This window comes from Anaerobacillus alkaliphilus, assembly GCF_004116265.1.
Taxonomy (GTDB): Bacteria; Bacillota; Bacilli; order Bacillales; family Anaerobacillaceae; genus Anaerobacillus; species Anaerobacillus alkaliphilus.
The window spans coordinates 94,129-106,289 of the sequence record NZ_QOUX01000047.1 but is presented as its reverse complement, the minus strand read 5'-3'; the positions used below and the strand labels follow the sequence as shown (position 1 = coordinate 106,289).

General features: G+C 37.2%; 14 protein-coding genes. 4 read left to right on the top strand and 10 right to left on the bottom strand.

Annotated features, from left to right (window positions below):
- Positions 1 to 45: 45 nt before the first annotated feature.
- Positions 46 to 228, bottom strand: coding sequence for a twin-arginine translocase TatA/TatE family subunit (gene tatA, locus DS745_RS20930; protein ID WP_129080209.1), 183 nt, complete (start codon positions 226 to 228; stop codon positions 46 to 48).
- Positions 229 to 241: 13 nt separating this feature from the next.
- Positions 242 to 1,981: a PhoX family protein gene (locus DS745_RS20925; protein WP_129080208.1), complete on the bottom strand. Its 1,740-nt coding sequence runs from the start codon at positions 1,979 to 1,981 to the stop codon at positions 242 to 244.
- Positions 1,982 to 2,236: 255 nt separating this feature from the next.
- Here DS745_RS20925 and DS745_RS20920 point away from each other — a divergent pair, with 255 nt between their 5' ends.
- Positions 2,237 to 2,695, top strand: coding sequence for a hypothetical protein (locus DS745_RS20920; protein ID WP_129080207.1), 459 nt, complete (start codon positions 2,237 to 2,239; stop codon positions 2,693 to 2,695).
- Between the two features lie 191 nt (positions 2,696 to 2,886).
- On the opposite strand, the gene DS745_RS20915 is transcribed toward DS745_RS20920, so the two are convergent.
- Entirely contained in the window at positions 2,887 to 5,361 is a 2,475-nt protein-coding gene (locus DS745_RS20915) for a GGDEF domain-containing protein (protein WP_129080206.1), read from the bottom strand.
- 233 nt (positions 5,362 to 5,594) lie between these two features.
- Between DS745_RS20915 and DS745_RS20910 the strand changes: the two genes are divergently transcribed.
- From DS745_RS20910 to DS745_RS20900, 3 genes are all read left to right on the top strand, one after another.
- Entirely contained in the window at positions 5,595 to 6,167 is a 573-nt protein-coding gene (locus DS745_RS20910) for a TetR/AcrR family transcriptional regulator (RefSeq protein ID WP_129080205.1), read from the top strand.
- Positions 6,168 to 6,200: 33 nt separating this feature from the next.
- Positions 6,201 to 7,562, top strand: coding sequence for an MATE family efflux transporter (locus DS745_RS20905; protein WP_129080204.1), 1,362 nt, complete (start codon positions 6,201 to 6,203; stop codon positions 7,560 to 7,562).
- 315 nt (positions 7,563 to 7,877) lie between these two features.
- Entirely contained in the window at positions 7,878 to 8,459 is a 582-nt protein-coding gene (locus DS745_RS20900) for a hypothetical protein (RefSeq protein WP_129080203.1), read from the top strand.
- Positions 8,460 to 8,640: 181 nt separating this feature from the next.
- On the opposite strand, the gene DS745_RS24700 is transcribed toward DS745_RS20900, so the two are convergent.
- The 7 genes from DS745_RS24700 to DS745_RS25570 all read right to left on the bottom strand — a co-directional run bounded on the left by DS745_RS24700 (position 8,641) and on the right by DS745_RS25570 (position 12,059).
- Positions 8,641 to 8,778 (bottom strand): hypothetical protein, encoded by a 138-nt coding sequence (locus DS745_RS24700; RefSeq protein WP_161568333.1) that lies wholly within the window; start codon positions 8,776 to 8,778, stop codon positions 8,641 to 8,643.
- Positions 8,753 to 9,829, bottom strand: a complete 1,077-nt coding sequence (locus tag DS745_RS20895; RefSeq protein WP_161568332.1) for a S1C family serine protease — start codon at positions 9,827 to 9,829, stop codon at positions 8,753 to 8,755. Before DS745_RS20895 ends, DS745_RS24700 begins: the two co-directional genes overlap by 26 nt.
- 199 nt (positions 9,830 to 10,028) lie before the next feature.
- Positions 10,029 to 10,565, bottom strand: a complete 537-nt coding sequence (locus tag DS745_RS25415) for a CueP family metal-binding protein (protein ID WP_196121293.1) — start codon at positions 10,563 to 10,565, stop codon at positions 10,029 to 10,031.
- Positions 10,566 to 10,769: 204 nt separating this feature from the next.
- Positions 10,770 to 11,168: a hypothetical protein gene (locus tag DS745_RS25240; protein WP_241657888.1), complete on the bottom strand. Its 399-nt coding sequence runs from the start codon at positions 11,166 to 11,168 to the stop codon at positions 10,770 to 10,772.
- Between the two features lie 231 nt (positions 11,169 to 11,399).
- On the bottom strand, positions 11,400 to 11,513 hold the full coding sequence (locus tag DS745_RS20875; protein ID WP_206662948.1) for a TlpA family protein disulfide reductase: 114 nt from the start codon (positions 11,511 to 11,513) through the stop codon (positions 11,400 to 11,402).
- Positions 11,514 to 11,531: 18 nt separating this feature from the next.
- Complete coding sequence (locus tag DS745_RS25575) at positions 11,532 to 11,822, bottom strand: peroxidase-related enzyme (RefSeq protein ID WP_129080198.1); 291 nt, start codon at positions 11,820 to 11,822, stop codon at positions 11,532 to 11,534.
- Positions 11,823 to 12,059, bottom strand: a complete 237-nt coding sequence (locus DS745_RS25570; RefSeq protein WP_129080197.1) for a carboxymuconolactone decarboxylase family protein — start codon at positions 12,057 to 12,059, stop codon at positions 11,823 to 11,825.
- Positions 12,060 to 12,161 lie beyond the last annotated feature (102 nt).

Sequence of the window (12,161 nt, the reverse complement as noted above, 5' to 3'; positions counted from 1 at the left end):
AAAAAGAAGTAGACTAGGTCCCCCTGTCTACTTCTCAAATGTCCGTTAATTCTTCTTTTCTTCCTTTTCTTCATCATTACTAGCTACTAATTCTCTAGTGGCACTCTTAAATTCTGTTAACGTTCTGCCAAACGCGCGACCAATTTCGGGAAGCTTGGAAGGTCCAAAGATTATGAGGGCAATGATAAGAATTAATATTAACCCTGGTATTCCTATATTCGATAACATCCGTTGCTACCCCCTATTTATTCTTTCCTTTATTCCCGTTATTTCCTTTATCGAGGTTATTTCCTTTAAATCCGTTAATAGCAACAACAGATGGAAGCGGATCTACATCCCCTTTACGTCTTGGCCAAGTAGCTGACGGATGTTGAACAGCTAAGAACAATGTCTTTTCGTCCGCAGTAAACCAAGGACCTGTTAACTCACTTCCAACAGGTCCTGAAGCAAATTGGAACGCTTCTCCTGTGTTTTGACCATGTGTTGGCAGTACAAACAGACCATTATTTCCGTGCCATTCATACACTCCTTTACCGATGTTACTCTCCGACATATCTGTAACTACCCAAAGGTTGGCATCACTATCAAACGTTAAGTTGTCAGGTGCAGAAAATCCACTTTGTCGCCCACCAGCGGCGAAAATTTCAAACATAAATTCCATTGATTCAAAGTCATCTTCTTTTTCAAAAATACGTGTAATATGTCCGTGTATATTTCCGTGCGCTGCGTTGTTTGTATGAGCTATGAAAATACTATTATCAAAAGGACTAATCTCTAAGTCTTCTGGACGGTCAGTTGGAGTTCCACCAAGAATAATAGCCGCTTCATGAGTATTCACCATCACATGAGCTTGAGTAGCGTTAGCTGGGAACATTGCTCGTAAACTTTGTACAGTTTGGTCTCTCATTTTAAGCACAGCTGGAACTGAGAACTTGCTATCATGTACTCTTTTTGAAACTTCCGTAGCATCAAGTTTAATCCATCTTCCTTGAGCAAAACTAGCAACGTATAACGAACCGTCTTCTAACAACTTCGAGTTCTCTTTGCCTTTACCAGCCTCATATTTTCCATTACTAATATATTTGTATACACAAGCATTTTGCTTATCATCGCCCATATAAACCGCAATTCGACCACTTTTTGTAATTCCCATACATGTATTTTCATGATTGAAGCGCCCAAGTGCCGTATGTTTACGAGGTTTAAAGGTTTGATCATCAACATCAAAAGGATCAACTTCAATTACCCAACCATAGTGTTCTGATGGTAAATTAGATTTTCTTGCTTGTGTTTCAAAGTTTTCTTCACAGGATAGTACCGTATTCCAGAATGTCATTCCTCCAGAACAGTTTGCCCATGTGCCAATGGCAGTTGTTTTTCCACCAATTGCACTGCTACCTGCAGCAGGTCCTGTTAATTCAAATGGTGTAAAACCAGTAATTCTTCTCGCGTATTTAGAGGATGTATCCATCTTCCACTTACCGCTCTTATCCCTGTAAACTTCAATAATCGCTCCACCTTGATGGTAACGTTGCATCGTATCTTCAGAACTATTCGGCATAAATAAAGGCATGTATTGTTGTTTCATGTATTTGTCGTTAATATACTCAAGGTTTACCCATAGCAAACCTCTCTCGTTTGAACCCTTTATAGGGAAATAGATTGTGAAATCACAATTAAAACCAAACGTATCTCCCTTTGGATTAATTACGTCACCATAAGCTGCTAGGATATCATATGAAAATCCGTCCGGAAGAATTAATTCATCTTCTAAAGTTGGCATAATCGGTTTAAAGAAAGCATGAGGCTTGGCCTTTGGTGTTAACCCTAAATCATCATACGCAAAAAGATGATCTGCTGTATGAGCAGCTTCTGCTATCGGTGCTAGTGTACCTAAACCTGTGGATGCAGCAGCCAATGCAACTGTACCCGTTCCTAAGTAGCCTAAAAACTTACGACGATTTAAATTAATAGTTTCCATGTAATTACTCTCTCCCTATTAGATAGATAATTAATTTTTCTATGTACTTGCCTGTACAAACTAAATTCTAACGATCAATTGTAAAGAGGGTGTGAAGTGAACATGAAGGTTCGTTAATAATTGTAAATATTAGGTGAATTTTCACCCAGTATCATAGAAAAATTGGAGTACTGTCTCGAATATAACGAAGTGTGCATATACTTTCCTATAGATTTATTCGTTTCGCTTTTCATTTGAATTAAGGGAGAGATTACCATGCTTACCAACCCACAACAAACCGCATCCGCTTTACCGTTCCCTGCCACTTGGGGAATTCTCGGCGATATAGCCGGAAGAGCAATTGTAAGAGGGATTTTAACCATTGAAAATGTTAGTAATAACACAGTTACTGGTACGGTTAATTTTCGCGGTGTACCTATACCAATAACTGGAATTTGGAACGAGACTACTAACCAAATCAGCTTTGACTCACCTTACGCCTCATTTTCTGGTCAATTAAGTATTTTTGATGAAATAGTCCCTAGTCTTCGCCGGTTTATACTATCAGGAACATTTATTATGAAGCCCCCTTCTTTACAAGCAGGTGAGTTTGGCTCTTGGGTTGCTTTAACAGATACAATCCGCACTGGCCCTCCTCAATTTACGGCCTCTGTCCCAACAGCAGCGCTCTTTACATTATCTGAACTACTCTATGGAGGCGTGGGAAGATCCTGATAATATCCTCATCTGTATCTTAATAAGTAACGTCCGACAGATACTCAAATTTCAAAGGGGTATGATACAAAACAACAATAAAAGAAGGAACAAACTAAATCGTTTGCTCCTTCTTTATTATAGTCCAACGACTTTTTTAAAAAAACTGTGCGCGAAAGGTGTATGACCTCCAGGTAACCCTACAGCGACGCCTACATCTCCCAATAACTAACCACCTGATTTTTGCCGTTTTCTTTGGCGTATCTTTCGGCAAGATCCGCTTTGTCGATCAGTTCCTGGATCGTTATCGGCACGTCTCTATCTACACTCGACACACCTATACTTGCTGTAATCTGGTACGTGTCATTGACAAAAATTTTGCGTATTTCATGTAAGATGCGCTGGGCTACAACCTTGGCAATTTCTGAACTTGTATTAGGCAGTATCACAATCAATTCCTCGCCCCCGTAACGGCCAACAATATCACCACTACGAACAGATTGCTGAATGGTTTTGGCCACCTTCTCTAAGATGTGATCTCCTTCTGCATGACCAAACTGATTGTTAACGTACCTAAAGTTATCGATATCAATCATGATAAACGAGAGGTATGCTTGGTAATCTGTTGTTTTTTGAAACTCCTCTTGTAATCGTTTCATAAAGTAGTTTCGATTATATAACTTCGTTAAATCGTCTACATGCACCAACTCATTAAAGATAACCTTTTCAATCTTAGGAGCGATATATTGTAAAAATTGTTCTAGATAATAAATACCTTCTTTCGAAAAAACAGATTGATTTTCAATCAGAACGATCGATACAATCTCATTTTCATCGGATAAAATAGGGAAACCATGAAAATAGGACATAGCATAGTTAAATTGTATCGATCTTTTTTCTCGAGTCACCTTTCCCAAGACTTCATCTACTACCTCATTGTTTACTTCTGCAATCTGCAATTTATCATTCACCGAAAGCGTCTTGGTTCTCTTTCGATCAATGCGAAAATAAAAATAGACATGCTCGAACAAGAGATTTTCATGGAGAACCTTTGTTATATTTTTACAGACATCCTCAAGAACTTTGGCAGAATGAACTAATCGAATGCTCTCAAACATGATCTCATAGTTTGTTAGTAGATCCATCATTTCTAGCTTTGACTCTAGTGATCGTTGATCAATGGTTTCAATCTTGCCATCAATTTCTGTTTGTTTTAGAAGATTTTTCACCCTGGTAAAGTAACTTTTCGCACGGATGAAATGAACCCTTGCTTTGATGTAAAGTTCATTTTTCAAATAAAATAAAGCTTTATAGTAATAGACATAGCCTAGGTAACCAAGATAACCTTTGTCATAGACCAGATTTTCAAAGGATTGGACATACTTTGTAAAGACTTCATCTTGGCCTATTTCAATTGATGAATTTAAAAGTGCCATTAGTAAATCGAGCCTATTCTCCACACTTATGTTTTCTTCCTCAAGACATTTCGTAGAGATAGCAATGGTCTCTTCGTGTTGCTTGAGTACAGCAAAGTATTGACATTGAAGTAATATTAGGTCTACTTCTTTCTCACCCTTATACTTTTTACATAGCCTTTCAAAATAAGGCCAAAGCCTTTTCGCTTTTTTCACGTCACTTTGTCTCAAGATAATTTTATATTGATAAATTAATGCATCTACTCTTGTCATGGTCAGATTTTTACTTCTAAGAGTAGGCTTTATTTCATTAATTAGCGTTAATGCTCGTGGAAAGTCTTCAATTAAGTAATAAAGCTTAACTAAATTGATCTCATTAAAGTTTGAGTTAATGGTTTTCCCTAACGATTTAGCTTGATCTGCCAGTTCTAAGGCATGGCTAGTATCTCCTAAAAATTGATAGAACATAAATAGATTTGTATTGGCGTTCATCTCATGTTGTTTATTACCAAGTTTTATCGCTAACTCTCTAGATTTCAGCATATATTCCTTCGCTTTAATCACGTTCTCTTCTAGTAATCCAATACCTATCAAGTTATAAATATTCGTCAACAACGCATGCTGCTGGTATTGCTCCGCTAGTGATTTAGCTTCATATATAAACTGTGCTCGTTCATTCCAGGAGCGATTATTTAATAATTGAAGAATATGCAAATTGTAAATCCAGCGAATATAGTCTCCTACTTTTAAGTTTTCTCTTAAAATCATACTGTTCACCTTTTGATAGTCAACCATTTCCTGTACAAGAGACGTATCTCTTCCCGTAAAACTATACAAATAACTTACGATCACCTGCATGTGCAGCTTGTCCACCACAGTTACCAATGAAGAGTGAATATGATGTAAGTAAACATTTTCATATTGTTTTATAAGTGAAAAATCACGAAGATCGATACTTATATATCCTAATTTTATTAAGGCAGTCATGGATTTGTGCTTGATATATAGGTCATGAAAAATGGTTAACGCTTGTTTAAGATCTCCGATTTTTCCTAAAACGTTACCAAATAAGAGCTGTACACTCACAGGGGGTTCTTTATCCAACTTTTTATATAGTTCAAGAGCGGTTTCCATGCTTTGTTTGGCATCAGAAACTAAGTCTTCTTGATAGCTTCTCTTAGCCTCAAGTAAAAGGTAGGCGATCGCATCCCTGCCCTGCCCAGCTGAAATATCAACGCAATTTTTATACGCTAATTCTTTTAAATTATCCATAGCGATCCCCCTTACATTACTTCTACTCAACTTTATAAGTAATGATTTTTTCCTTTTTAGTTTAACATCATCTTACAGGATGTGTCATATAAAAATGAGTTTCTATCTCTTTTCCATCAAGTCGCCGTTTCTCCAACTTTTGAAATAACCATAATGCTCGGAGTTTTACATTGAAAAAGAAAAGTTACTTTGTTACAATGATTTTTACGAACGTTCGTCAGGAGGAATAACCAATGAGTTCTCACCTTATTAAAGAAGCAGCTCTTACTCTATTTGCCGAGAAGGGATATGAAGGAACTTCTCTAGCACAAATTGCAGATGAAGTCGGGCTAAAAAAACAATCACTCTACTCCCACTTTAAAAGCAAAGATGATCTTTTTTTACAAGTATTAACAGAAACATTTGCGATAGAATATGAACGGGAAAAGGAATTTTTACACACTCATTTTGAGGAGCCGTTATCTGATTACCTATGGAAATCATTACGAAACTATACTGACCGTTACCATAATGATAGTCGGCAAAAGTTTCTGCTAAGGACGTCTTTTTTTCCACCTAGTCATCTATATCAGCAGGTAATCCATCACTTATATGATCATATAGAACGAGTAGATGCTCTTTATCTTCAACGCTTCGAACAAGGAGCGGAAAGTAAGGAAATGAAGAAGACAGATCCATTAACAGCAACGATGGCTTTTTCAACGCTCATTGACTCCATATGTGTCGAGTTAGTCTATGGTAGTAAAGAAAGAACAGAAAAGAAATTACAGGCAGGTTGGACTGTCTATTGGAATGGAATTGCTTAAATTTGTGATTCTATAAGTTATGGGGGAAATAATATGTATCATGCAGAAACTTGGAACAAAAAAATGAGATTATTTCTCTCGATCTTGTGGCCTATTATGGTGACACAAGTAAGTTTGTTCGCGATGAACTTAGTCGACACGATGATGTCAGGGCGTGTCGGCACAAATGATTTGGCTGGAGTTGCGATTGGCTCTAGTTTATGGTTGCCAGTCTTTACAGGAATGAACGGTATTTTATTAGCCGTAACACCGATCATCGCTCATTATATCGGAAGTGGACAAAAGGATAAAATAGCAAGCTCAGTAACACAAGCTTTGTACTTAGCTGCCTTGCTAGGAATTTTTGTTGTAGTCGTAGGAAGTTTTGTTCTTGAACCGGTGTTACACATAATGAACCTTGACCCTGGTGTTCACCATATTGCTTTTCATTATTTAATTGGATTATCCATTGGAATTATTCCATTATTTTTAGCCAATGTTCTTCGAAACTTTTTTGACGGGCAAGGATTTACAAGAATAACCATGTTTATTACCGTGTTAGCCGTTCCGTTTAATGTTCTACTAAATTACGGCTTTATTTTCGGAAACTTCGGCTTACCAGCTTTAGGCGGAATTGGAGCCGGTTATGCAACCGCAATAACCTTTTGGATTATCTTGATTATTAGTGTTTGGATGACGTTTCGGATCGAAGTGATTAAACATTACCGTATTTTCGTCAAGTGGGCTGTTCCTTCGCTGAAAGCTTGGAAAGAACAACTATCGATTGGGGTTCCAATTGGCTTATCTATTTTCTTTGAAGCCAGTATTTTTTCAGTCGTTACCTTACTTATTGGAATGATGTTCTCAACAGTAACAATTGCAGCAAATCAAATTGGGTTAAGTTTTACTTCGTTAATGTTTATGATTCCAATGAGCATTTCCATGGCATTAACGATTGTCGTCGGGTACTCTGTTGGTGGACAAAAGTTAGAAGCTGCTAAGCAGTATGGACGCCTAGGGGTATGGGGAGGAATTGGTTTTCTAGCCATAGGAGCAGTCTTTTTATTCTTTTATCGTGAGTCCATTGCGGCCCTATATACAAAAGACACCGAAGTCATTCTGATGGCTGGCCAATTTTTCATTATCGCGATTGTATATCAGCTTTCTGATGCGGCACAATCAGGTTTGCAAGGAGTCCTTAGGGGTTATAAGGATGTCAAGGCACCCTTTTTAATTGCCCTTACCTCTTACTGGGGTGTTGGAATACCCATTGGTTATTTACTAGCTGCTTTCACTAGGTTAGGACCATTTGGCTTATGGATTGGCATTAGTCTCGGCCTAACATGTGCTGCAATCGGATTTTACATTCGATTACAGATCGTCCAACGACGGTTTGCCTTACAACAAACTTCGTAATGTCAAAAAGCGTACCATTCTATAATGATTTGGTACGTTTTTTTTGTAAGATGTGGTTAATATAAAAAGGCAACCACAGAACTTAAAATCGACCATTTCACTGATTGATTGACAATGTTTTTGTTTGTTTTTTCGACACACACTATTATCTTTTTGGACCACGTAGCAATCAGGGCACTATTAACCAAAAACTCGGTCATTATCTCTGCATATTTTGTCTATAACTAAATAGAATTCTTCGACTTCAATCAACAGATTTAGTATCGAAAACCCACTATACTTTTCTATAAATCTATTAAATAGTGGGAGGATGAGATGAGGAGTCTATCAATACATAAGCCAATCGAACGTAAACTAGACGAAGCATATACAAAATGGGGTAAATCATTAGGCCTACAACAACACCGTTACAAGCGAATGAAAAAGTTGCCTATACCAAATCTTGTCCCTTTTGAGTCAAGTACACTTGAACCACTACGGAGAATTTTATCTATGTATAGTCATGGTGCCATCATTGTAACTGATGATGAACACCCTTATTTTACTATGCAAGCATTGACCTACTCGGGATCTTCTACAAGAATAACATTAAAATCAGAATTACATTTTTGCAAGGATGAACTGCGATATTATTCAGTATTAGTTGTTCAGCAATTCAACCTTGATCAATGGGAGAAGGCTGATACTGTTATGAACTGGCTCCGAGATCATGGTGGTAATCTTGGCTTTGAAAAACTGGTTTACCAATGTCTAGGGATTGGTTCACCAAGAGAGGCTTTTCTTGCTAGAATAAACGGACTAAGAGAGATACATAATCCTTTTGTTCAGGGAGTAGTTGGAATTCAAAGAGTCAGACGTTACGACTGCTACCTCGAAAAGAATGAAACTTGCTCGTAGAAACTGTACCTCAGGATATGCTGATAACTTATGAAAATAGATAAAAGGAACAAACACCATCGCGTTTGTTCCTTTTCGATTCCTGTCCATTCCAGAGGGATTTCTAGTTGAATTGTCCACGGAGGGTGTCTGACACCTTAACTAGGTGAAAGTGAACTTTCATTGGTGTCAAACACCTTACCTATTTCAGCACGACTTCAAGGTTTTGCTGCTCTCCATCACGGACGATTTTCATATGAATGGTGTCGCCAACTTGAACTTCGGTATATAAGAATTTCCGTAAAGACAGACCATCAGTTATTACCATTGATCTCAGCAATAATATCTCCTTCTTTTAAACCTGCAGCTTGGGCAGCAGAGTCTGGAACTATTCCATTAATTATAACCCCTTCATTTATGCCCTTTGCTTCCCCTAACCAATCCTGTCGGTAAAATTCTGGAACATCACTTACATCCATAGTTTCAATACCTATAAATGGTCTAGCGACTTTACCCTTCTCCTTTAATTGAGTAATAATTGGCAGAACGTCATCACTTGGAATAGCAAAACCTAAACCTTCTACACCTGAATAAGAAATTTTTAAACTATTAATCCCTATTACTTCACCATTCGCATTAATGAGCGCTCCCCCGCTATTACCTGGATTAATAGCTGCATCTGTTTGCAAGACTGTTAATTCCCATAGGTTATTCAATGGGATTGTTCTTTCTGTTGCACTAATAATTCCTTGGGTAACTGAATGAGAAAATTGTAATCCGAGCGGATTTCCAATCGCAATTACCGCCTCACCAACACGTAACTCGGATGAGTCCCCGAATTCAGCAACGTGAGTAACATAGGAATCATCAATTCTAATTACCGCTAAATCAGTATGCGGATCGTCTCCTATTACCTCAGCAGTCATTCGATTGCCGTCCTTTAAAACAACCTCTACTTGAGTTGCTCCTTCAATAACATGTGAATTTGTTACAATATACGCTTTTCCATCCTTTTTTTCAAAAACGACCCCGGAACCCGTTCCTAATTCCTGATTTTGCAGATCTCTCGAGAACATATTTCTTCCTTGCTGAATGTTAACAACTCCTACAATTGCTGGTGATACATTCTCAATGGCCTCGATAAATATTGAATTTAGATCTGAAGGCGTGTTCGATACGGGTACGAGCTCAGGAATCGTTGTTTGCGTCGTTTCGCTTGTCATGCTTTCGATAGTATCTTCAAAGGAGATAAATCCTACACTAATTAACGTTGGTAGTAATGCTAGTACAAAAGCAGCTCCCAAAACGGCACTGAAGAATGAAACTAGTAAATTATTTTTACTTGTTGATGTTCTTTTTTGTCTTGTTTCTTCATAATGAAAATCATTCATGATCATCTACTCCTTATTGAATTATTAAACTAGTCGAACAGGGTTAAATGGTTCACCAAACTTCTGTATGAGGAAAGTATAAGATGTCTGTATGAAATCAATATGAATTTGTGATGAAATTTGATTGAAATTATGAGCGCTGTAACTGCCAGCTTTTTTGCACCAGCCAAACAAAAAAAGCACCTAACAGGTGCTTTTTCTAAGTTAACTGCATGGTTGTTATACAAGTGCCATCATCTTCAAAAGTAGAAAACTCTGACTCTACCATTTTACCGTCATGCTTAATTGTTATGTTAAACGTTTTGTCCCTTGGTAACCAAAAGTCAATAAATCCGTTACTTTGTGAAATTAACTTTTCGTCAACTAACACATTGCCGTCATTGTCTACAATGTATACTTCAAATTCAACTTCAACCATTTCTCCTTGACAACCTGTCAAGCTATGATTAGTTCAAGGATGGGTTTCATTGATAAAAGGAGCAATTGAAACAAAAAATTCGTTGGCAGGTAGGTCATAGATTATCTCACTTCCTGCGCTTTCTGTCACAAAAAGTTGCTGTGATGTGATTGAGGCTTTAAGGGCTGATTGATTGCCAAAACTGTAATCATTCACCAATTCTTTAATATTTATTGTTTCATTAACTGTTTCTGTGCTAGCTTCATTGTTATCTCCACTATTACAGCCCATTAATAGTGTTACCACCAAAAAAGTTACTGCAAAGAGTCTAAATTTCATAAAAAATCACCCCTTTGTTTTATATAATTATACCATTTAACTTATTGGCATTTCCTTTCTTGTTAACAATTACACAATACCTTCATAAATTCTCTTCACAGAAAGGTCAAATATGAAACTACCTATTTGTTTAACGTCAATTCAAAATATTAAACCATATACACACCAAAAGGTAGTCAACAAACTCTCGTTGACCACCTTCATTTACTTTGTTCCTGGAATTTTACAGCCTTCAGTTCCACAGTCATCAGCTTCAGCAAGTTTTTCTTTCTGCAACTGCTCTTGCTGCCATTCGATATCGATCGTAGGTGTGAATTTCTCAGGATAACGGATAAACCACCGCTGTTTGCGAATTAAAAAAATGTCTGGATTGTAGTGAAGTGCCTCGTCTAATTCTCGTAACGCCACTTCTTTTCTCTCCTGTTTTAAGTATTCTAATCCAAGCTTAAACTTTACGTTTGATAATTCTAGCTCTAACTTGGATGGTCCTTTCGGTTCAAAATAAGCGTCATCTAAGACTACTGTTTCAACTTCATTATTTATTAATTTTTGCAAACCTAAAATATGTGCATCGTTGGATACATGAAAGCCTTGTTTAATCATTCGAATGATGCCTGTCCCATCAATAAAGATCCCATTTGGAACAATCGTAAAGTTAAAATAATTGGCAAGACTATTCTCAGGATCAACAACCGTTTGAAATGAAAAACCTTCTCCATAAGTCTTTACTACTTCTGGACCTTGGATATCTACTGAGACTGAAAGAATTTGAAACGATTGATCCTGATATCTTGCGAGGAACTGCTCCCAACCTGGAAGCTGTTCACGGCAACGTCACCAAGAAGCCCACATAAAAATAAGCGTTTTTTTTCCAAGTAAATCGTCAGTTGAAAATGGTTCCCCTTTCAGATCTGTTAACGTAAACGTCGGAAGTTTGTGTAATAGCATGACAATCATCCTTTTTATTTAATGATCCTCTAACTGCACCCCTAAGCCTTCTGCTAAGCGGTTGACGAAATTAAAATAAGAAGTAATTTGACATAAATCCAAAATTTCACGATCACTACAACCGATGTTTTTTAGTAATGTAACATCAGCTTCCTTAATATTCGTTGGTTTTTCTGTTAGTTTCACAGCATAATCAAGCATTGCCATCGTTTTTTCATCAACATTTGCTTCCTTATAATTTCTTTTCAATGTTTCAACCAACTCTTCATTTTTCGTAAGTAAATGGAGCGCCGCCCCATGATGTTCCATTCAATAATGACAGTGATTAGCAGCAGACACTGTAGTCGCAATCATTTCTCGCTGTGCTCTAGTTAAAGGCGATTTCTTAAACATAATCGTCTTATAATAAGCAAGATGTGTTTCCATAGAATCAGGAAATAAGCTATGAACCTTTATGATGTTGGCTACTTTATTCCCCATTCCTTCGTATAGCTCTTTTAATTTCCCTTCTGCTTCATGTTCGTGGATTATTTCAATATAGCTCATTTATTTCAACCTCCCTATATTATTTTACTAATTTCATAGTAACAGATTTTCGGAAATTTCAGTTAACTATTTATAAGATATGGTGCATAAAGGCTCAACAAA

Bases quoted from the DNA above. Each gene is read 5' to 3' on its own strand.
- tatA (WP_129080209.1), bottom strand. From the start codon at position 228: ATGTTATCGAATATAGGAATACCAGGGTTAATATTAATTCTTATCATT.
- DS745_RS20925 (WP_129080208.1), bottom strand. From the start codon at position 1,981: ATGGAAACTATTAATTTAAATCGTCGTAAGTTTTTAGGCTACTTAGGA.
- DS745_RS20920 (WP_129080207.1), top strand. From the start codon at position 2,237: ATGCTTACCAACCCACAACAAACCGCATCCGCTTTACCGTTCCCTGCC.
- DS745_RS20915 (WP_129080206.1), bottom strand. From the start codon at position 5,361: ATGGATAATTTAAAAGAATTAGCGTATAAAAATTGCGTTGATATTTCA.
- DS745_RS20910 (WP_129080205.1), top strand. From the start codon at position 5,595: ATGAGTTCTCACCTTATTAAAGAAGCAGCTCTTACTCTATTTGCCGAG.
- DS745_RS20905 (WP_129080204.1), top strand. From the start codon at position 6,201: ATGTATCATGCAGAAACTTGGAACAAAAAAATGAGATTATTTCTCTCG.
- DS745_RS20900 (WP_129080203.1), top strand. From the start codon at position 7,878: ATGAGGAGTCTATCAATACATAAGCCAATCGAACGTAAACTAGACGAA.
- DS745_RS20895 (WP_161568332.1), bottom strand. From the start codon at position 9,829: ATGAATGATTTTCATTATGAAGAAACAAGACAAAAAAGAACATCAACA.
- DS745_RS25240 (WP_241657888.1), bottom strand. From the start codon at position 11,168: ATGATTAAACAAGGCTTTCATGTATCCAACGATGCACATATTTTAGGT.
- DS745_RS20875 (WP_206662948.1), bottom strand. From the start codon at position 11,513: ATGCTATTACACAAACTTCCGACGTTTACGTTAACAGATCTGAAAGGG.
- DS745_RS25575 (WP_129080198.1), bottom strand. From the start codon at position 11,822: ATGGAACATCATGGGGCGGCGCTCCATTTACTTACGAAAAATGAAGAG.
- DS745_RS25570 (WP_129080197.1), bottom strand. From the start codon at position 12,059: ATGAGCTATATTGAAATAATCCACGAACATGAAGCAGAAGGGAAATTA.